The sequence below is a fragment of the Okeania sp. SIO2F4 genome (genome assembly GCF_010672385.1).
In the GTDB taxonomy this organism is placed as follows: domain Bacteria; phylum Cyanobacteriota; class Cyanobacteriia; order Cyanobacteriales; family Microcoleaceae; genus Trichodesmium.
In genome coordinates, this window is record NZ_JAAHGT010000006.1 from 1 (window position 1) to 20,580 (window position 20,580).

A 20,580-nucleotide genomic window follows, 5' to 3' on the forward strand; every position below is an offset into this window, starting at 1 on the left:
ACTCATGTTGCAGCAGATCCACTTTGCTGTGTAGTCTTGGGTACTGGCCGTGTTTTGGAGAATTATAAACAGCTTGAACGGTTTTTCAGTGGGCCAGCTCGCTAAAGTCTGGTTATGTTATTTGAGTACCAACTAAGGGGCTTTTCTGGGATAGTTTTTTTTGATGAGAACTAAAGATTATTATGTTAAGTCTGGCTTAATACATGTATAGTTAACTAAGACTATTAATTACTAATATAGCGTTTCTCAGTAACAGAGAGACTGTTTGTCAAATAAGTATTAAGAGACTTGTGGAGTAACTAAATCTTCAAGCTGGAATAAGGGTAGAGATGGAAATCAGTCTTAAGTTAAGGAATATCGGTATTCATACTCCTAAAGTTATGGTGAATTTATTTAGTAATAAATAATTTTGCCTGCCCCTATTCCCTATCTTCTTTTTTGATATTTCCTGATATATTCAATCTCTAAGGATAAAGTCAACTTTCTTTTTTCTTTCCTGGTAAGGTGCTGCCTGTAAAGGTGTTTCCTAGTTCCATAAGACGTAGGATTTTGTACTTAATTTCTTATGGAAATTACTAATACCTAATGGTTAATTGTGTTTTTCAGAATTAACCATTAGGTATTAGCAAATATATTTATTTAGGAAAAATATTCAATTACAGAAGTTCCTGCTTTTGACTTCAACCAGTAGTAAAAAATCTAAAGTAGTAGCGATTTTTAAAGGTTTTACTAATGCAAACATTTCGTCGTCGAGGTTTAAAACTGATGCGAAAAGCTGCATTGTTAGTTTTAGCAGTGAGTGCAGCTTTTTGGGTTAGACACACTCAAGGTTCTTTATTTTTTGAAATTTACAATTGGCTCAGTATACCATTTCAACCTAGTCCTGTTCAACAAGAAGTATTAGTTAATGCTCGAATTAAAGAACTAGAAATTAAATTACAAGAATTAGAGCAACAAAATAAGAATCTCACACAACTTTTGAATTATACAAAAACTAAAAATTTGAAAGGAGTAGTAGCTCCTGTGATAGGTAGAAGTGCAGATTATTGGTGGAAAAAAGTAACCTTGGGAAGAGGTAGTAAAGATGGTATTCAAGAAGGTTTTATTGTGATGGGAACTGGTGGTTTAGTAGGCAGAATAACTAGGGTTACAGCTCATACTAGCCAAGTATTATTAGTTAGCGATCCAACCAGTAAAGTTGGTGTGGGAATTATTCGCAGTCGTCAGATGGGTTTTATGAAGGGCAAGGGTGATGATAAGGCTGTGATGGAATTTTTTGATGATGTTCCTGATATTAAAGTTGGTGATGTTGTATCTACTTCTGCTTATAGTCAATTGTTTCCGGTGGGTTGGCCTGTAGGAACAGTTGAATCGATTAATTTGGCTGGTACTCCTGCTCCAGAAGCTATTGTTAAGTTATCGGCGCCACTGAATATTTTGGAATGGGTAAGTGTTTATCCAAATAAACAGAATAAAGAGGAAAATTAATTAATAATATAGCAATTAAAAGAAAATTGAGATGACAATATAAATTACCTTTTTCCTAAAAATTTTGTTCTGCTCAAAAATTGAATAATTAACTTATTTAAAATTATTAAAGGTACTTTCTGATCGGATGTCTAATCTATCTCAGCAAACAATTTTCAAATTACTAATCACAATTACCTCGGTACTGCTTTGTGCATTACTATTGCTTACTCGTATTCCTGGAATGGAGATTTTCGGAATAGGACCTAATTGGTTATTAATTTGGATAGTTACTTGGAGTAGCCATAGCTCTATTATCGGAGGTTTGGTGGCTGGCTTGATTTTAGGATTAATTCAAGATGCCATGACAGCTCCCTATCCTACCCATATTATTCCTTTAGTTTTTGTCGGATTTGTCACAGCTTTTTTACAAAAAAAACGCTACATTCAGGAAGATTTTATTTCGATAGCCTTAGTGACGTTTATTATGGCTATTGTTACAGAAACTTTCATGGCAATACAGTTTGGATTAATCGGTAATCAAAGCTTTGCAGAAGTTTTGAATCACCATAAGCAAGTTGCTTTGGGTTCTGCTGTTATTAGTAGTCTTTGGGCTCCTGTTTTGTATTTCCCTCTAAGTCAATTTTGGCAAGTCAAGAATAACTAATAGACTTCTTGCAGAAGTCAGGGAATAGGGAATAGGGAATAGGGAATAGGGAATAGGGAATAGGGAGATTAAATTGTTTATTTTAGATCTTGAATTGATTTAATCAAGACTTTTGCAAGAGGTCTAATTAGTAGGTTTTAAGTGATTTATTTTCCCTTAATTAACTAATCATTAATCATTTAAGAAATAATTATAGCGATTTTCAAATAAATTTAGATAAAAAACACAGCAAAAACTACATTATTTTTATTTTCAGATCACAAGGATTAAACTGACACAGCTAAAATACTAAATTTAGATGTGTCAGTCCCGTAGTGTAAATCAGAAATAATAAAATAAACTATGATTGTTCAAATTATCAACTAAAAAGAGTAGCTGTCTATGCTAAAAAGTACAGACTTTGAAAATCAGTCAAAAATCAGCCGAGTCAAAGTGCTTAGTGAAGCACTACCTTACATTCAAAAATTTGCTGGTCGTAAGATAGTCGTGAAATATGGCGGTGCGGCTATGAAAGATAGTAACCTCAAAGATAAAGTAATTAGGGACATTGTATTACTATCTTGTGTGGGTATACGTCCCATTGTTGTTCATGGTGGCGGTCCAGAAATTAACTCTTGGTTGGGCAAACTAGGAATTGAAGCCCAATTTAAGGACGGTTTGCGGGTTACTGATGCACCTACAATGGAAGTAGTGGAAATGGTATTGGTGGGAAAAGTTAATAAAGAAATTGTTTCTTTAATTAATCAAGCTGGTGGATGTGCAGTGGGTTTATGTGGCAAGGATGCCAACTTAATTAAAGCGCGTCCCGAGGGAAGCGAAGGAATTGGTTTTGTTGGGGAAGTTAGTAACGTCAAAATAGATATTTTACAATCCCTAGTTGATAATGGCTATATTCCAGTTGTATCTACTGTAGCGACGGATGAGCAAGGACAAGCGTACAATATTAATGCTGATACAGTGGCGGGTGAAATTGCTGCGGCTATGGATGCAGAAAAGTTAATTCTCCTAACAGATACAGCCGGAATTTTGGAAGACTATCATAATCCAGATAGTTTAATTGTTAAGTTAGATATCCAAGAAGCAAGAGGATTGATTGAAAAAGGAATTGTATCTGGTGGGATGATTCCTAAAGTAAATTGTTGTGTGCGGAGTTTAGCTCAGGGGGTTCGAGCAGCTCATATTCTTGATGGTCGAGTTCCCCATGTACTTTTACAGGAAATATTTACAGATGCTGGGGTTGGCTCAATGATAGTAAGTAATTTAGGATTGGTTTCAGAGTAGAATAATAACCTACGTTGGCAATAATCCCTATAAAGCGTCACTATACGCCAGTTTTTCCCATAAATTAAGTGGTGAAATTTGTCAAGTAAAGAGAAACTGCTGAAATATGAGAAGTTAATGTAGGTAATGCAGGTCAAGTAGGAAAATAGCAGGCACATAAATGCTATGAAAACACTAGCAGGACAAAGAGCATTGACTTACTTAATCAAAGAATAACGATATGATATGATAGGTATTTGATTCTACTATAGACCTGACAAATTGGAAAGATGCCCTTGGCTCGACCGTGAATGCCTGTCGATGAACTGCCGACGGTCTCAGTAGAAACAAGGGACGTTGCATGCAACGTCGGTACACATGGCTATTGTCAAGTTTTGTGAAGCTTTGTATCAGTTTTATGGAGCAGTATCTGAATTAGTTTCTTGACTATCAACTTCTTGCTTTGTCCAGGAATCTGGATTCAGAGTAGAATCTTGAGTAGTAGTAGGAGCAACAGCTCTGTAGAGAGGATGACTCTTATTACTATTCTTGTGATAGTATAGAGTAGAATGGTTTGATGGTCTCCTTGTATTTTCTTTTGCTTGTGGTTTAGAATTAAAGGTTTTCCAAGCTACTCGAATACCAGTAAAAATACTTGTGGTAGTAGTTTTAACTTGTTTGGTTTGTTGGCGAACATTATTCAGACTTTGATCGACTTGCTTAACAATTTCTCCTGCACTTTGAACACCATCATTTACGTCATCAGTTAACTCACTAATTTCTATACCAGTAAGACGAATTGCTTCTAAGGTTGCTGGTAGTTCTCTAGACAGGGTATCAGCTAGTTTTTCTACACTACGAGCAGCTCTTGCTAATGCCAACATCGCAGGTAAGGTGACAATTAATACAGTAATCAGGCTCAATGCAACCAATAACAGGGATAATACTAGCCAAAATAGAGGGTCATTCACAGGTATTTTGCCTAAGCGGGGGCTGAGAAAAGAGTGGAAGGACTCGATAATCTTTTCGGTTAATCACCATTTAACTAGAATGTCGAATTAGGGTTGGCTGAAAAAGTCTTATAGGTTAGGGTAGGAGTAATTTCAGTTATCAGTTATCAGTACCTCTGGCTGAAGCATCGGGATGGAAATATTGAAGTTGACTTTTTTTATCCCCTTAAAAGTGGAGGCTATAGACCTTATTTTTTGGTCAGGAGGAATGGAGAATTACAGAGGATGTAGTCCCAATAATTGTCCCTCAATTTTTCCGCCTTTGTCTGCTCAAAGTCCTCACATTTTTAGCTTAAAGGAGCAAAAAGCTGGCACTTTTTTCCCACATCCAAATGCTAAAGTCTTTAATATAAATGCTTTTAGATTTAATCAGCCAGCCCAAATTAGATATTGGGATATTGGAGTTTGACCATCGCATATCATGTCCACAGTTTCTCAGAGACTATAGCACATTTTGACTTCAGGTTAAAATCCCCAAGTCGTTTTTTTCCACCGCTCAAAAGCTAGTGGTCTCTAAGAAAAAGCTGATAGCTTCAACCTTCCGTGTCTATAACTACTGAAACTTCAGAGTTTTTTGTCTCTGTTTCAGATAATATTTCTCTCTCTTTTTGACTAGCTTCTAATCCAGCAGCGATCGCTTCTTTGAGTCTTTCTAAGATTTCTGCCCAAGAATTAGTAGCAGAGTCTGAAAAGCGGTCTGTTTGAAATTTGACACTTGTGGACAAGTCTGTTACTAGTTGTGGAATGGCTGATGCAGATTTTTGGACTAACTGTCTTGTTTTTTTGCCTGTTCTAGGAGCTATTAATAAGCCTGTTGCTGTACCTATGGCCGATCCTAGAAGCATACCACTGATAAATAACCCAGATTTTTTATTTGACATTTTACAATTTATCAAAAACTTATTCTAATCTATTATTATTTTAACTTTTTAGCCGTAAGTCCCCCGCTGCCCCGATAGGGTAAGCGGCGGGATATAAGGCGGTAAAAATTTTGGCTCTGAGCAGGACAGCGAATATTTTGACAATCTTCCGGTTGGGTTGTTACTGCAAATAGTATATAATAGTAACAGGTCGATAATTAGGAGAAGTCACGGTGAAAAGACAAGCGGTGAAAGTAAGGTTGTACCCCACAGACCAACAAAAACAGATACTTGCACAGCATTTTGGTTGTGCGCGTTGGTGGTGGAATTATGGGCTAAGTCAATGCATTGAAACCTATAAAACAACTGGTAAAAGCTTGTCTCAATCTGGACTAAATTCAATGTTGCCAGCACTCAAAAAAAATAAAGAGACTGAATGGCTCAAGGATTGTCACTCACAGGTTTTACAGTCTGTAAGTCTCAATCTTAGTCGTGCTTATCAGAATTTTTTTGAGGGTAGAGCAAAATACCCTAGATTCAAATCTTATCGTCATCGCCAGTCAATCCAGTATCCGCAGAAGGTAAAACAAGTTGACAATTGTTTAAAATTCCCAGGGTTTGTTGGAATAGTGAAAGCTAAAATCCACCGACCCCTTGATGGAACTATCAAAACAGTCACCCTTAGCAAATGCCCATCGGGTAAATATTATGCCTCTGTGTTGATGGAATACGATGGGGATAATCCAACATCAAGTACAGATGGTAAGGTGATAGGAATTGATTTAGGAATTAAAGATTTTGCAATTACCTACGATGGTGATCAAACTTCTAAATACACCAATCCTAAACACCTGTACAAGTATCAAAAAAGATTAGCCGTAAAACAACGGATAGCAGCCCGTAAGCAAAAAGGCAGCAACCGAAAAAATAAAGCTAACAAGATTACAGCTAGGGTATACGAACGGGTAAGCAATGTCCGCCAAGACTACTTACACAAGCTATCTAGAAAGATAGTTGATAACAATCAAGTCGTGGTAGTTGAAAATCTAAATGTCAAGGGCATGGTTCGTAACCACATACTAGCAAAAGCAATATCTGATACCTCATGGGGAACCTTTGTAAATTTCCTCTCCTATAAATTAGAAAAAGAGGGAAAAGTACTCATAGAAATAGATAGATGGTTCCCTAGTTCCCAACTTTGCTCTAAGTGTCATTATCAAATAGAAGAATTACCGTTAGAGGTTAGAACTTGGACTTGCCCAAGTTGTGGAACCCACCATGATAGAGATGGGAACGCAGCACAGAATATAAGGGCTGAAGGTATTAGACTGCTCTCCTCCTCTGGGACGGGGGAGGCTAACGCCAGTGGAGAGGATGTAAGACCAACTCGCGGACGTAAATCCAAGATGCGGCAATCTTCTGTGAAGCTGGAAGCCAACACTCACCCGTTAGGGGAGTGTGGGTAGTTCACTGCCAAATCCTGCGGAAACGATGCCAAATTGTTCTGAGTAACCAAAACATAGCTACAATTTGCTGTAGTTGTTTTATTTGTCTATCTAGTTGTTGATATTGTTGTCGTAGTTTATTTACCCTTTGCTGGCGATTTTGTAAAAATTCAGGTGTTTGGCTGAGTACATTATTGGTACAATTATTGATTAAGTTGAGAGTTTGTTCTACTTGTTGCAATATTTGTCTAAATCTAGATATTCTCCAAGCTAGGTAAAGGCAAAAAATCGATATTATTATATTTAGTTCAATTACTAACCACAACATTTATTTAATACCATCGAAAAATCTAGAGAATAACTATAACAAACAATCCAATTAGAATCATATTTCATTATCCTTTATCAATCACCTATTATTGAACTATCCTCTCATTTCTCAGATGAGGCAATTCATAATTATAAAATCATAACTCTAAATTCTTGAATTTCACGTTGTTAATTGAACAAGTTGCTAGTGATGAGGCGATCGATAAAGCTTTTGATTGGCTCTGCGAAAAGCGCATCCACTACCACTACAATAATGATGTCTGGCAGCTACGGCGCTGGTGGCAGGAGAAAAAGCCGAGGTTGGTGGCCCTACTGCGGGCAGGTAACTATGGCTTTGGCGAGCAGCGTCCGGTTATCTCCAGGGGTGAGGTGAAAGAAATATGGTCTGCCCAAGATGCTCTGGTTTTGAAGGCTTTGGCAATTGTCCTTCAGGAGGTTTTGCAACCCCATTTGTCTCCCCGTTGTTTTCATCTGGCGGGGACTGGCGGACTTAAGGGAGCCGTGCGGGAGGTGGATGCCCATTTACATGAGTTTGAGTTTGTGTTTCGGACTGATGTGAATTGAACATGATATTCTTTTCAGTCAGGTGGCGGAGTATGTGAGTGACCCTTTGGTGTTGGACTTGGTTGGGCAGTACCTCCGGCGGTTTGTTTCTGATGGGGGGATATATGTGGATATCCAACGGGGGATTTTTCTGGGTTACCCTTTGTCACCGTTGATGGGGGCTTTATATCTGAAGCCGTTGGACGATTGGATGGCGGCGATGGGCTGCTTTTATGTGCGGTATATGGATGATTGGGTGGTTTTGGCTCCGACGCGGTGGGCTTTGCGACGGGCGATCAAGGCGACTAATATGGTAATGGGGGATTTGAAGGTGGAAAAGCACCCGGAAAAAACTTTTATCAAAATAATATGGGTCGCGCAACCCCGCCTTTTAAGGCGTAACATTTTTGGAGCCTTGCTCAAATCCCCGACTTCCCCTCCTGGGAGGGGTTAGGGGTGGGTTGACTTCTGACTTCTGAGTTATGACTTCTGACTTCGTTAACGGTAGGGTGGGGCGGGGGTTCGATTTTTTGGGGTATAGATTCGCACCTGGGGGGTTGGCGGTGGCGCGGGTGACGGTGGAACGGTTTTTTGAGCGGGTTTCTCGGCTTTATGAGCAAAATGCGACGGCGAGTCGCATTGAGGAATACGCTAGCCGTTGGTTGATTTGGGTTAGGAGTGGGGTACAGAGGGTTGGGTTGGGTTTGGTTGGAGCTGGAGGGTCATTCCACTCTCGACACCTTCTCCTCTCACAATATTACCCTACCTCTTCAACTACTTAAATTCCACAATTGCATCTTTTCCATTTACTTTATAACCTATTATTGTCCCATTTCCTAGGATATCTTTTGGATCTAAGTAAATTTTCATATACCCTCTTTCTTCAACTAATAACTTTTTCTCTTCATTGAGCAATATTCGCACTTCCTCCCATCCTCTCGGATCTTTCCTCCACCCCAACTTTCCTTTGCCATTCTCCATTAACATCATACCCAATGACTCATTATATATATGTTGTCCTTCTGTAATCACATATACATCTCCTCTCTCTTTTTTATTCAGCCTGAATACTCCATACTTGCTGGCAACCTTTGTTGCATATCTTTTTACTTGAGGGCTATAAATCATGCCTCGCACCACCGCCACTTCCGTGTACCATTCGTCCGACCATTTATCTGACAACAACTCCTCCACAAATTTTTTCTCGTGCACCGGTTCAAAATTACCAACAACATTGTAATTTACCGGACTATTCATCGTCATCCCTCGCATATATATATAAAATCCATCCTTTTCATAAATATCGATGCCATTAATTTTCAAATGGTCTCTCACCACTTCATTCATCCTCACCATATTGGCATACAGTATCACAGGTTGAAACGTATCATAATTTGTTCCACCTTTTACCTCGATCTCATATTCTATCGTCTCCTCCTCATAATTCTCCTCATAATTCTCAAATCCCGTTTTTACCGATGCTTCTGCCTCGGCCGCTTTGAACGCAACTCCGAATGACGCACTTACCTCGACTGTTGATTTCTTTCCTACAACCATCCCTTTTTTCTTGGTAAAAGTCCTTTTGGACGTCACTCCTTCGGGAACCTGTGTGGTATTAATATATTTCAAGTATGCTCCTATGGGCTTGGTAAATGTCGGAATGCATTTTCCGCCTACCACCAGGGGATATCTTGCATACCATTTTGCATCTTGTGTTTTGATTATACAACAACTCTTTCCTCCTCCTATTCCTTGTGGAGCGAATAATTTATCGATTTCAAAACTGGTCGTGGCAACTTCTATTTTATCGGGTATGGTCATAACTCAACATTTCCTCTAGCTGAAAATGGTATTATATAATATTATCGCTTTCACAATTGTATAAATCTAGCAAACTCAATAGTCGCCTGTATACAATCAATAGGCTCGCTTTCCTTTTTCGGTTACTACAGCTTTTGAAAATAAAAATAACTAATTAATTTCCCCGCATTCACTGGATTTTGCGCCAAAAAAAGCCGTACTACCAAAATGCCTGACTTGATTGGTGATAAATTATTAAACAAAAACATATATATCTACAATATAGGCAAAAAAGCAAATTGAAGATATTGATAGTACATATTATATCAAGAGGTTTTTATGCCAGGAGGCGGACTTGAACCGCCGACACGAGGATTTTCAGTCCTCTGCTCTACCAACTGAGCTATCCCGGCTTTTTTTCACTTTTACTATAGTAGCAGACTAAATATAATTTTGACAAGCACTTGAGCAATTTTTTTTATTATTATCTGAAATGCTCGCTAGATAATAATTTTGGCTTGTTATACCCAATCCTAGCTTTTCAGAAGAAGCAACACATAAACTATACTAAAGTACTATAAATTTTTCAGTTAGTCAAGATTCATTTTGACTAAAAAATAAGGTCAATAGCCTCCCCTTTTAATGGCAGGGCTGTTTCAGAGTCAAATGAATGAGAATTGGGGACATCATTACCATAATTTGGGGAAAAGTTACGAAAAATGGGCGATTTTTAGAGGTGGAGGTAGGGAAAAGCTTCCAAAGAATCTTGGTCAAATCAACAGAATTTCTGGAAAATCAATTGTCACACCAAAATTATTGATAGATTTATTTGGGAAAAATCCAATGGTATTGGGTAGAAAATTCTCCCCTGCTCCCTTAAGCAAGAATGAAACAGCTCTACCCTTTGAATGGGATGAAAAGAATAAACTAACTTTAGTATTCTTAGCCATAGCGGGACTTTTGAAAAAAATAGGTTAAAAATAAGGTACAAACATTACTGTATAAGATTTTTACCTTAAATAAAATGTTTTCTTAATATATCTAGGTTTTCCTACGGAATGCTACGCAAACAGCCATTTTTAGCACTGTGATGTATTTATCTTGCTAATACTTGGTTTGAAGCTATTTTCGGTGTAAAAAAATCTCAAAGTACCGATAGGCTTAATTTAGAAGTACTGATAACTGATAATTGAAATGACTTTTATATCCTTTAACTATGCTCTATTTTTATTAATAGTACTAGGAATCTACTGGTCAATGCCACGTCAATCTTGGCGAGTATTTATTCTCCTAGTTGCCAGTTTAATTTTCTACGCTACTATTCAACCCCAATATATTCCACTGCTATTAATAATTAGCCTATTTAATTTTTACCTTGCTCAAGCTATTGGGGAACCAAAGGACTGGCGTATTGCTAATAAACAATGGAACCGCCGTCGCTTGCTATTATTGTGGTTAGGTATAATCTCTAATATCTTACTTTTATTAAGTTTCAAATATATACCTTTTTTATTAAATAGTATTGGCATTCTCTACAATATACCTAATATTTTAGAAACTGCTAATTGGGTTGATAGTAATGTAATTGCACCATTAGGTTTAAGTTTTTTCTGCTTTGAATGTCTTGCTTATCTAATTGATGTTTATCGAGGCGCTCCATCAGCTTCTTCTTTATTAGAATTTACATCTTATAAGTTATTTTTTCCGAAACTTATTTCTGGTCCGATAACTCGTTATCATTATCTGCAAAATCAGCTAGGAATGATTGGAAAAAAAAACACTCAAGCTTTAGTTAAAACACCAGCTATAAAATTGCCAACTTTAGAGCAAATAACTGAAGGAATTTGGTTAATTGCAACTGGGGCAGTAAAAAAAGCTTTAATAGCTGATAATTTAGGAATTTTTGTAGAGCTGAGTTTTAGTAATTTACAACGTGCAGGAAGTGGGGATCTCTGGTTAGCAACAGTTGCTTATGGATTACAACTTTATCTTGATTTTACTGCTTATGTTGATATTGCCCGTGGTAGTGCTTTTTTAATGGGTTTAAATTTGCCACAAAATTTTGATTTTCCTTATTTCAGTACAAGCATAGCGGCATTTTGGCGAAGGTGGCATACAACTTTGGGAGATTGGTTGAGAAACTATTTATATTTTCCTTTAGGAGGTTCAAGGGTAGGTTTATTTCGGACTTGTTTGAATTTGTTAATTGTGATGTTAATTGCTGGTATTTGGCATGGTGCTGCTTGGGGATTTATTGTTTGGGGAGTTTTGCATGGTTTGGCATTAGTAATTCATCGGTTAGTAGAGGCAATTTCTCAACAATTTAAAGTACAGAAAATCTGGGAAAGTTTGCCAGGAATTTTAATTAGTTGGTTGTTAACTCAGAGTATGGTTTTTGGTGCTTGGATATTTTTCCGACTGCCAAATTTGAGGGATTCTATTTGGGTGATTGATCATTGGTGGAGTTATGATGGTGATGTTCAATTTGTGGATAAAGTTTATCTGGAGGCGATGGGTTTAGAAAGGTTACAGTTGGTGTGGTTAATTTTTGGGGTTGTGGTGCTTATGGCGGTTAATTATTGGTTTCATCGAGGTTTAAAGTTACAGTTAAATTGGCAGTTAAAAGTTTTGTTAGTGCCTTTATTTTTCTTTGTTGTTTGGTTGTTGGCGCCGGAAGGTTTACCTTATATTTATTTTGATTTTTAACTGTCAGGAGTCAGGAGAAAATTATAGTGGTAATTTATTGAGTAAACAATTAAGTCAGTATTTATGCTTTAATATTTTCCTGAGAATTTGAGTTATGAGAAAGGTCAATGAAGATGATTTATATAGTATAAATACTTGGCAAACTACGGATTTTAATACTACTTTATAATTTTCCAAATTGACGTGGGGAATGTGGGTTTGAATTCTTCTTGGAGACTAATTCCTCTTTCCCAAATAATCAGTTAATAATATCCGCTTAATTAGTTATAAAAAACTTTTTCCTCCTCTTTTCCTTCCTGACTCCTAACTCCTGACTCCTACTCTAACAAAAAGAGTTATTCAGCAAACTCTAATTATCAATTATCCATTATAGATTATCCATTTAAAAGGAGAGGCTTTAAACCTTTGGAGATTAATTATCAATTATCCATTATCAATTATCCATTATTTTAATATCTGCTTCTAACCAAGCTTTTTCAAACTCTTGTTTTACTTCAGCAGCTTCTATTTGTTTACCTTGTGCGGATAAACTTTCTGCTAATCCATATAAAGACCAACCATTATTTGGATGCTGTTGTAAATCTTGAAGATAAACTACTTCTGCTTCTTTTTCCCGATTTAATTTTAACAAAGCTGCACCTAAAGATTGACGTACAGGATAATACCAATAAGGAGGTTCCATATAGGGTAAATTATCCTGAAGTTTTACGGCAGTTTGGTATTCAGAAATCATCTCCTCATTTTTATCTTTTAGGTCTGCTATTTTTGCCACTAATAAATGATTAGCAATTGAAATTAAATTTGTAGCTGGAAAATTTGCAGTTTCCAAGCCACTAAATTGTGAATTTTGTAATAAGTCGTTGATTTTTTGATACTCAAATTGAGCATTTTCTAAATTTCCCTTACCAACCCATGCCATACCTCTTGCATAATGCCACATTGCCATTGTATAGGGTAACTTATTTGATGGTTGAGATTCGGTAAGAATTTCATCCCACTTACCAAATTGCACCAAAGAAAAATAGGGAGTGGGGAGAAACATTTCAGTCAAAGGAAACTGCTCAACTTCCTGAAGAGAAACTTTATCTACTAACTTTCTAGCAGCATTAATTGCATCTGTGCTACGTCCTTCCATACTAGCTGCTGACCAGAAAAAATGAATATTGTGAGGATAATAAAGTGCTGAATATAATCCTTTTTGTTGAGAAGTTGCTAGAAATTTTTCATCTGCTTTAATCGCATTTTCGTTACTACTAGCTGCATCGTGATAACGACCAATTCGGAGATATAGATGAGACGGCATATGTACTAAATGACCAGAAGCAGGAACTAAATTACGGAGATTATCTGCTGCTTTTTCTGCTTTTTCTGGATATGGGGAAGCTTCGAGGACATGAATATAATAATGTATTGCTCCTGGATGATTAGGATTTTTTTCTAAGACAAACTCTAATGTTTGAACAACTTCATTTGTTAAAGGTTGAGGTTCACTATTTTCTTTCCAGTAATTCCAAGGCATTAAATCCATTAAAGATTCAGCAAATAGGGTTGCTGCATCTAAATCATTAGGATATTGTTTTGAAAGTTCTCTCATGGCATTAGCATAAGCCATGTCTAAAGGTTGACGATTTTCTAAATTTTGAGCAGAATATCTTTGAGATAAAGCTTTAATATAAGCTTGTTCTATAGGAGTAGTTTGAGGAGAAAGTTTTTGAGCTTTTTGAATAGCTTGATAAGCAGTAGGAATAGATTCTTGATTCATTGGTGCATTAATATTAGGACCTTCTGATAAAGCAATACCCCAATAACACATTGCACAATTAGAATCTAATTTAGTTGCTTGTTGAAAAGAACGTTTAGCCTCATCATGGTTGAAGCCAAAAATCAAGGTTAAACCTTGGTCGAAGTAACGTTGAGCTTGGGGATAATTTGTTGTTATTTGATGATGGATATTTCCTAAGTTATTCCATAGAGGAACTGCACTATTTAATTGATTTTGGTTTCTCTTACTGGCTGACCAAGAAGGATTTAAAGTAAGTGCAATATAAAAGCAAGTAGTGATACAGACAGAGATAATAAAAATCCAAATTTTTTTTGTTTTGATCTTCATAGTATGATTATTAATGATTGAATAAGGTTGTTTAAAGTCTCAGCTTTTGCTCTATTTTTTCTATTGGTATTTTTGGCAATAACTTATTTGAAAAAATATTATGCTGAGGGCAAGTAAACTTCTTTATTTACAGAATACAATATTATTGTACCAATTTTTAAGGTAGGTTCATTAATGGATAATTGATAATTACCTCTGGTTAAAACCGAGAGGATTGAATATAAGGAAATGTCCTAGCACTTTCTTCCCCGTTAAAAGGGGAGGCTAATAAAGCTGAATTACTTAATTAATAATTATTAATGATTCGGAAAGGTAGGGTATTGTATAACCTCAAAGCTTTACTGAAATTTTATTTTTTTAGGGTACTTACTCAGAGATTTTTTTAGATTGAGTCCGTTTAATTAGCAGTAAAAAAACTTTACTCTATATCTTAAGCAAGTTTGCCTAATTCTCTGTCTTTTCTTTTTTTGCTTCTTACTTACTCCTTAATATTTATAAGTATTCAATCAAACAGTCTCTTATTGCTTTTGACTTCCTCCTGTTTAGTTGACTAATTATCTAGCAAATAAGAACACCAATCATTGCCACAACTTCCATCAAATTTTCCTGTATTTATTCTGAGACTTTCCATGACCAGAATTTGAGAAGCAGTCCCGATCTCTATAATTCCAATTGATATAATACCATTTTGAAAAAATAATATTACGAATAATAAGGACGATAAAAAGATTTTATAGGAGATGTCCTTTTGACTAAAAAGATGATTTATGAACTAATAAATTGCATCGAAGCTATTCATTCTGACTCGGTCCTCCTGACTCCTGACTCCTAAAAAATACCCTACCTATTTGTAACAAACATTTATCAAATTGATATAATAGAAAATTTTTGAAAAATTATCCATAGAGGCCATTAGTTATGAAGTCTTAGGAAAAACTTTATATACATATAGTGTATTTTTCTCCTATAATAAAAATTATTCACTATATATAGAATGCATTATTACATGACCAAAAAATCAGGTCTAAAGCCTCCCCTTAAAAAGGGAAAAAAATATTTGGTTCATTATTTCAATCTCAATGATGAGCGCCAGAGGTACTGTTTCGCTGCGCGACATGAAAAACCCAGTTCAGGCGATATGAGGCTAACTGATAACTGATAACTGATAACTGATAACTGATAACTGATAACTGATAACTGATAACTGATAACTGATAACTGAAATGACCCCTAAGACCCAAGCACAAATTAATTATTTCCGAGAATGGAGCAATAGCTGTGTTGATGACCAATTAATCCACCTGAATGTTGTCCCATTAGAAGGACAACGACCTTATGAATTTTTATTTTATTCTAATGCCATTCCTCGACGTAATGATGGTCGAGTAACGAGCGAAATATTAAAGCGATACCAACATATTGAAGAAGGTGGATGGTGGTGTTCTGGAATTGATTTACTCTCAGGAGAAGAAGACCTTTGGGGTTGTTTCAAACCTAGTCAACCACGTCATAGTTACGACCAAAAAAAGTTAATTAAATACGAACATCCTCCCAAAACTCCTACCAGTTTATTTGCTCTAAAAATTCCTCTACATTTATGGCAGAAAATAGCTAGTCGTTATCAATTAGAAATTCTCCCAGAAGATATTGATAATAATCAACCAGACCTCGGTTTTTGGCAGTGGTTGCTCGCCCATCCTCAAATACCTTTATGTATTACCGAAGGAGCGAAAAAAGCAGGAACTTTACTAACAGCATCCTATGTAGCTATTGCTTTACCAGGAGTATTTGGTGGATATCGAGTTTTGAGAGACGAATATGGCAACCGCATTGGCAAACCAAATTTAATTCCCCAGTTAGAAAAGCTGATTAATAATCATCGAGAAATTTATATTGCATTTGACCAAGATACTAAACCTAAAACGATTAAAAATGTTAATGCTGCCATTATAAAAACTGGGTATTTACTCAGGAGAAAAGGATGTAATGTTAAAGTAATTTCCTGGCATCCAGAATTAGGAAAAGGAGTAGATGATTTAATAGCTAATCAGGGAAAAAATGTTTTTGATGAAGCTTATGAAAAGGCATTACCTTTAGAACTTTGGAAAGCAAAATCATTTAGTCGTCTCACATATCCCGTAAATTTGAGAGTTAATAGTCGCTATCTTTCAGAAGAAAATATTTTTAGTTCTTTAGGCAATAATAATTTACTGAAATTAGATAATCTCGATTTAGCTTATAGTACAAATTTTCCAGCAAAACTTGTAGGCATAAAATCTGCTAAAGGAACTGGAAAAACTAAGTTGTTAGAAAAAATAGTTGCTGAAGCTGTAGCTCGGAATCAAAAAGTTTTAGTCATCGGTCATCGGGTACAATTAGTACAAGAGTTATGTCAACGCTTTGGATTGAAATATATTACAGAAGTAAATTCAGAATCCCAAGAATCCCAAGATAAATTATTAGGTTTAGGTTTATGTATTGACTCTTTACATCCTAATTCTCAAGCAAATTTTAATCCCGAAACTTGGTCAGATGGAATAGTAATTATTGATGAAATTGAACAAGTAATTTGGCATGGTTTAAATTCCAATACTTGTCGGCAAAGCAGAGTAGAAATTCTTAGATGTTTCAAAACATTAATGCAAAATGTTTTAGGAGGTGTCGGTCAAGTATTTATAGCTGATGCTGACCTCAGCGATATTTCTATAAATTATTTACAAGCTTTAGCAGGAGTAAAACTTGAACCTTTTATTATTCAAAATGATTGGTTGCCTGGAGAAAAAGAAGCTTGGCAAATTTTTAATTATCCAGAAACAACTCCTAAAAGATTAATAGCAGATTTACACAAACATATTCGTGAAGGTGGCAAACCAATGGTTTGTTTATCAGCGCAAAAACTAACAAGTAAATGGGGAACTCGTGCCTTAGAAGCTTATCTCAAAAAACAGTTTCCCCAGTTAAAAATTCTGAGAATAGATTCCGAATCTTTAGCAGAACCAAATCATCCTGCTTATGGTTGTATTAAGTCATTAAATCAAGTATTACCAAAATATGATATTGTCTTAGCTTCTCCCTCAATTGAAACTGGAGTTAGTATTGATATTCAAGGACATTTTACTTCAGTTTGGGCAATTGCTCAAGGAGTGCAGGGAGCAACATCTGTTTGTCAATCTTTGGGTAGAGTTCGTGAGAATATTCCCAGATATTTATGGGTAGCAAATTCTGGTTTTAATAAGGTTGGTAATGGTTCCACTTCCATCACTTCTTTGCTCAATTCTGAAGAACGTTTAACTCAACTGAATATTAGATTATTACAACAATCTGATTTCGATAGTTTGGACGATTTAGAAGTAAACTTTCAACCAGAATCTTTTTTGTGTTGGGCAAAAATGGCGGTTCGTTTTAATGCTGGAATGAATAAATATCGAGAGTCTGTTTTAGAATTTTTACAAAAAGAAGGGCATCAGATTAGAGAAATTTCTACAGAAGTTTTATCCGATAATTCAGAAGCAGAAAAATCATCAGAAACTCCCACAGAAGTTAATAGTTTCCAGGAAGTTATAGCTACCGTAATTAAGCAAAATTATCAGACAGAATGTGAAGCGATCGCTACGGCGAAAAATATTAGTTTATCCGAGTATCAAAAACTCAAAAAAAGATTATCAAAACCAATTCAAAAACAACGAGAACAACGGAAATTTCAATTAATGTTACGTTATAATATTCCTATAACTACTGAATTAGTTGAAAAAGATGATGAAGGTTGGTACGAACAGTTAGAATTACATTATTTTCTGACAGTAGGGCGAGCATATTTAGGAGCGCGGGATAAGGAAGTGGCAAAAAAATTGTTGGATTTAGGTAAAGGTAATATTTTTATTCCTGATTTTAATGATTGTTTATTAGGTGCAACTATTGGAGTAATGGAATTATTAAAAATACCCTCATTACTCAAGGATAAACAACGGGAGTTGAAAAATATAGATCCAGATTTACAATTGTTAGGAAAAACAGCCTTGTCAAACCGAACAGAAATTAAAACCATATTAGGAATAGGATTAGCTGCCAACTCTAGTCCAATTACAATTGTCGGGCGTTTTTTGGATAAAATTGGTTATAGTTTGGAATTTTTACGAACAGAAACTCACCAGAAAAAACGATTGCGAATTTATCGAATTGTTAACCCTGATGATGGTAGATTCGAAGTATTTCAGCAATGGTTGAGCGGGAGGTAACGAAATCAGAAGTCAGAAGTCAGAAGTCAGAAGTTGTTTTTGTAAGGGGATTTACGCCCCGCTCTAAAAACATTTCGCCATATATAGTCATTCTGAATAAGACTGGGACGGGTGTTTCTTTCCTTGAAAGGGTTTCAGCTAAAAAAGTGTTTCATCCTTATTTGAAATGACTATAGTTGGGGCTTCAGACCTAATTATTTAGCGTTGCTGAAATGTAATGGTAAGTAGCTGAAGGTAAAATTGAAAAACTTATGTTTTGCGTTGGTACTTAATCTAAAAATCATTACCACTCAGCAACGCCAATTATTTTGGTAAAGACTGGAAACTCTTACCAGGGTAAAATTAAAATTGAGTTATAGTGGAATATGGAGAAACTGGCAATATTAATGTCGGCTTAAACGCTAAACTTTGGAACTAGAATCCCCAAATAAACTAGGTAAAATTTTGATCTATCCACAGGTTTAAAACTCCCTAATACTGCAAATATTTATCCTGATTATTCTTGGGAAAAAATTGAAAGATGGAATAGTTTAACTACCTAAAAAAAGTAAAATTTTGCCATTGCATATTTGCGGGATGAATATAGTTTTGGAGAAATAGGAAGTATAGAGATAGATTACCTTTTCTGCAAATATTCATCCCTTGGTTCAGCAACGCCTAAAATTTTACCTGTTTAGCATAATTAATGTCACTTAAACATATAACAATCAGGAATCAGATGTGAGAAATTTACTGCTCCTGTTAAGTCGAAAATATAGTAGTTATGACCCATATTGATACAGTTTTTTCCTGTTTCTCTGTTGCCTGTTCCCTTCTGGAGCTGTTGCCTAAAAGTTGACAATATCTGACAATTAAGATCAGATTGCTATAGCTTATCTCATATCCGATATCTGTTTTTTTTAAATAATTGCTCCTTATTTTATTGTGCTAAAGAACTAGAGTGTAGTATCATTATACTACTATTTTTTCCTTGACTTATAAAAAACCTGTATCATAATCTACCAAATCAAAACAGCCAATCTGCTATATTTCTAAATCACTAAAAAAACATCATCAAAACTCCATGCGCCTAGAGCAGTTGCAAGCCTTTCTATGGGTTGCAGAAACGGGTAGCTTTCAACAAGCAGCACTAAAATGTAACGTCACCCAATCAACAGTCAGTCGGCAAATACAAGCCTTAGAAACAGAAGTCGGTGCTACCCTATTTCACCGTAGCAACCAAGCTAAACTAACCCTAGCAGGAGAACATTTGTGGCCTTATGCTCGGAAAATTTGCCAAGCTTGGGAAAATGCCACCCAAGAAATAGCCGAAATGCTAGCCGGAAAACAGCAAGAATTATGTGTCGCAGCTATTCACTCCGTCTGTGCTGCCTACCTCCCTCCTGTCTTGGAAAAATTTTGTCGCCACTATCCAAAAGTAAAATTACGGGTAACTGCTCTAGGAAGCGATCGGACCCTGAAAGTTCTCAAAGACGGTTTAGTAGATATTGCCATAGTTATGAATAACCGCTTATTCACTACCAGTCCAGAAATGGTAATGGATGTTCTCTACACCGAACCTATAGAAGTATTAATGGCAGCAAACCATCCCCTCACTCAATACGAACAAATACCCTGGGCGGAACTTATTCGCTACCCTCAAGTTGTCTTCAAAGATGGGTATGGAATGCAGAGATTAGTCAAAGAACAATTTGAGCGACTAGGAGCAAAACTCAATGCAGTATTAGAGTTAAATACCCTCGATGCTTTCCGAGGAGTAGTACGACAAGGAAATTTAATTGCTCTACTGCCCAGTTCAGCTTTAATAGATGCCAGACTTGACTCCACTCTAGCTATTAGAAAAATAGGTATAACTCCTGGAAATTCTAAGGTATCTTCAATCAAAGATTCTGTTTGGAGTCGTGAGGTGGTAGTAGTGACAACTAGCGATAGAATGCAAATTCCACCAATAATATATTTTTGGCAGTTAGTTAAAGAATTAATTCCAGGAGGAGTCAGGAAAGTTAAAAGTCAAAAGTCAAAAGTTAAAAGTAATCTGTAATATCAAATCCTGATAATTAGTTATTGGGTGGTGGTGCATTGTAATGGTTGTCTATTTTGACATCCTCTCCGGCCTGTTAGCGTTAGCGAAGCTCCTCTGCAAGAGA

General features: G+C 36.1%; 16 protein-coding genes, 1 tRNA gene and 1 pseudogene. 12 read left to right on the forward strand and 6 right to left on the reverse strand.

The genetic code is table 11. The features are described from left to right. From F6K22_RS00575 to argB, 4 genes and pseudogenes are all read left to right on the forward strand, one after another. A pseudogene (locus tag F6K22_RS00575) lies at nucleotides 1–105 on the forward strand (rod shape-determining protein); the annotation flags it as partial. A 627-nt stretch (nucleotides 106–732) separates the two neighbouring features. Next, nucleotides 733–1,488, forward strand: a complete 756-nt coding sequence (gene mreC / locus F6K22_RS00580) for a rod shape-determining protein MreC (RefSeq protein WP_293092216.1) — start codon at nucleotides 733–735, stop codon at nucleotides 1,486–1,488. A gap of 127 nt (nucleotides 1,489–1,615) precedes the next feature. Next, on the forward strand, nucleotides 1,616–2,134 hold the full coding sequence (gene mreD / locus F6K22_RS00585; protein ID WP_293092218.1) for a rod shape-determining protein MreD: 519 nt from the start codon (nucleotides 1,616–1,618) through the stop codon (nucleotides 2,132–2,134). A 381-nt stretch (nucleotides 2,135–2,515) separates the two neighbouring features. After that, the gene (gene argB, locus F6K22_RS00590) at nucleotides 2,516–3,415 is read left to right on the forward strand and encodes an acetylglutamate kinase (protein ID WP_293092220.1); all 900 of its coding nucleotides are present in this window, start codon (nucleotides 2,516–2,518) and stop codon (nucleotides 3,413–3,415) included. Nucleotides 3,416–3,810: 395 nt separating this feature from the next. On the opposite strand, the gene F6K22_RS00595 is transcribed toward argB, so the two are convergent. Both F6K22_RS00595 and F6K22_RS00600 read right to left on the reverse strand, forming a co-directional pair. After that, nucleotides 3,811–4,365 (reverse strand): DUF948 domain-containing protein, encoded by a 555-nt coding sequence (locus tag F6K22_RS00595; protein WP_293092222.1) that lies wholly within the window; start codon nucleotides 4,363–4,365, stop codon nucleotides 3,811–3,813. A gap of 572 nt (nucleotides 4,366–4,937) precedes the next feature. Continuing rightward, the gene (locus F6K22_RS00600; protein ID WP_293092224.1) at nucleotides 4,938–5,285 is read right to left on the reverse strand and encodes a YtxH domain-containing protein; all 348 of its coding nucleotides are present in this window, start codon (nucleotides 5,283–5,285) and stop codon (nucleotides 4,938–4,940) included. Between the two features lie 212 nt (nucleotides 5,286–5,497). Here F6K22_RS00600 and F6K22_RS00605 point away from each other — a divergent pair, with 212 nt between their 5' ends. Beyond that, the gene (locus F6K22_RS00605; RefSeq protein ID WP_293092226.1) at nucleotides 5,498–6,730 is read left to right on the forward strand and encodes an RNA-guided endonuclease InsQ/TnpB family protein; all 1,233 of its coding nucleotides are present in this window, start codon (nucleotides 5,498–5,500) and stop codon (nucleotides 6,728–6,730) included. Between the two features lies 1 nt (nucleotide 6,731). Here F6K22_RS00605 and F6K22_RS00610 read toward each other — a convergent pair whose 3' ends face one another. After that, nucleotides 6,732–6,950 (reverse strand): hypothetical protein, encoded by a 219-nt coding sequence (locus F6K22_RS00610; protein WP_293092228.1) that lies wholly within the window; start codon nucleotides 6,948–6,950, stop codon nucleotides 6,732–6,734. 254 nt (nucleotides 6,951–7,204) lie between these two features. Here F6K22_RS00610 and F6K22_RS00615 point away from each other — a divergent pair, with 254 nt between their 5' ends. The 3 genes from F6K22_RS00615 to F6K22_RS00620 are packed head-to-tail and all read left to right on the forward strand — an operon-like array spanning nucleotide 7,205 to nucleotide 8,364. Next, nucleotides 7,205–7,603: a hypothetical protein gene (locus tag F6K22_RS00615; protein ID WP_293092230.1), complete on the forward strand. Its 399-nt coding sequence runs from the start codon at nucleotides 7,205–7,207 to the stop codon at nucleotides 7,601–7,603. A gap of 49 nt (nucleotides 7,604–7,652) precedes the next feature. Beyond that, nucleotides 7,653–8,036 (forward strand): reverse transcriptase domain-containing protein, encoded by a 384-nt coding sequence (locus tag F6K22_RS41620; RefSeq protein WP_363272561.1) that lies wholly within the window; start codon nucleotides 7,653–7,655, stop codon nucleotides 8,034–8,036. A 28-nt stretch (nucleotides 8,037–8,064) separates the two neighbouring features. Further along, the gene (locus tag F6K22_RS00620) at nucleotides 8,065–8,364 is read left to right on the forward strand and encodes a hypothetical protein (protein WP_293092232.1); all 300 of its coding nucleotides are present in this window, start codon (nucleotides 8,065–8,067) and stop codon (nucleotides 8,362–8,364) included. Here the strand turns inward: F6K22_RS00620 and F6K22_RS00625 are convergent. Both F6K22_RS00625 and F6K22_RS00630 read right to left on the reverse strand, forming a co-directional pair. After that, the gene (locus F6K22_RS00625; RefSeq protein WP_293092234.1) at nucleotides 8,357–9,403 is read right to left on the reverse strand and encodes a hypothetical protein; all 1,047 of its coding nucleotides are present in this window, start codon (nucleotides 9,401–9,403) and stop codon (nucleotides 8,357–8,359) included. The genes F6K22_RS00620 and F6K22_RS00625 overlap by 8 nt on opposite strands. A 319-nt stretch (nucleotides 9,404–9,722) precedes the next feature. Continuing rightward, nucleotides 9,723–9,795 (reverse strand) — tRNA-Phe (locus tag F6K22_RS00630). Nucleotides 9,796–10,048: 253 nt separating this feature from the next. Here F6K22_RS00630 and F6K22_RS00635 point away from each other — a divergent pair. Together F6K22_RS00635 and F6K22_RS00640 are read left to right on the forward strand one after the other, a co-directional pair. After that, on the forward strand, nucleotides 10,049–10,360 hold the full coding sequence (locus F6K22_RS00635; protein ID WP_287273607.1) for a hypothetical protein: 312 nt from the start codon (nucleotides 10,049–10,051) through the stop codon (nucleotides 10,358–10,360). 216 nt (nucleotides 10,361–10,576) lie between these two features. Further along, complete coding sequence (locus F6K22_RS00640; protein ID WP_293092237.1) at nucleotides 10,577–12,088, forward strand: MBOAT family O-acyltransferase; 1,512 nt, start codon at nucleotides 10,577–10,579, stop codon at nucleotides 12,086–12,088. Between the two features lie 433 nt (nucleotides 12,089–12,521). On the opposite strand, the gene F6K22_RS00645 is transcribed toward F6K22_RS00640, so the two are convergent. Next, nucleotides 12,522–14,198 (reverse strand): tetratricopeptide repeat protein, encoded by a 1,677-nt coding sequence (locus F6K22_RS00645; RefSeq protein WP_293092239.1) that lies wholly within the window; start codon nucleotides 14,196–14,198, stop codon nucleotides 12,522–12,524. Between the two features lie 1,223 nt (nucleotides 14,199–15,421). Here F6K22_RS00645 and F6K22_RS00650 point away from each other — a divergent pair. Together F6K22_RS00650 and F6K22_RS00655 are read left to right on the forward strand one after the other, a co-directional pair. Then, the gene (locus F6K22_RS00650; RefSeq protein ID WP_293092241.1) at nucleotides 15,422–18,433 is read left to right on the forward strand and encodes a plasmid replication protein, CyRepA1 family; all 3,012 of its coding nucleotides are present in this window, start codon (nucleotides 15,422–15,424) and stop codon (nucleotides 18,431–18,433) included. Between the two features lie 1,063 nt (nucleotides 18,434–19,496). Beyond that, nucleotides 19,497–20,474 (forward strand): LysR family transcriptional regulator, encoded by a 978-nt coding sequence (locus F6K22_RS00655; protein ID WP_293092243.1) that lies wholly within the window; start codon nucleotides 19,497–19,499, stop codon nucleotides 20,472–20,474. Nucleotides 20,475–20,580 lie beyond the last annotated feature (106 nt).

Bases quoted from the DNA above. Each gene is read 5' to 3' on its own strand.
- mreC (WP_293092216.1), top strand. From the start codon at position 733: ATGCAAACATTTCGTCGTCGAGGTTTAAAACTGATGCGAAAAGCTGCA.
- mreD (WP_293092218.1), top strand. From the start codon at position 1,616: ATGTCTAATCTATCTCAGCAAACAATTTTCAAATTACTAATCACAATT.
- argB (WP_293092220.1), top strand. From the start codon at position 2,516: ATGCTAAAAAGTACAGACTTTGAAAATCAGTCAAAAATCAGCCGAGTC.
- F6K22_RS00600 (WP_293092224.1), bottom strand. From the start codon at position 5,285: ATGTCAAATAAAAAATCTGGGTTATTTATCAGTGGTATGCTTCTAGGA.
- F6K22_RS00620 (WP_293092232.1), top strand. From the start codon at position 8,065: ATGACTTCTGACTTCGTTAACGGTAGGGTGGGGCGGGGGTTCGATTTT.
- F6K22_RS00625 (WP_293092234.1), bottom strand. From the start codon at position 9,403: ATGACCATACCCGATAAAATAGAAGTTGCCACGACCAGTTTTGAAATC.
- F6K22_RS00635 (WP_287273607.1), top strand. From the start codon at position 10,049: ATGAATGAGAATTGGGGACATCATTACCATAATTTGGGGAAAAGTTAC.
- F6K22_RS00640 (WP_293092237.1), top strand. From the start codon at position 10,577: ATGACTTTTATATCCTTTAACTATGCTCTATTTTTATTAATAGTACTA.
- F6K22_RS00645 (WP_293092239.1), bottom strand. From the start codon at position 14,198: ATGAAGATCAAAACAAAAAAAATTTGGATTTTTATTATCTCTGTCTGT.
- F6K22_RS00650 (WP_293092241.1), top strand. From the start codon at position 15,422: ATGACCCCTAAGACCCAAGCACAAATTAATTATTTCCGAGAATGGAGC.
- F6K22_RS00655 (WP_293092243.1), top strand. From the start codon at position 19,497: ATGCGCCTAGAGCAGTTGCAAGCCTTTCTATGGGTTGCAGAAACGGGT.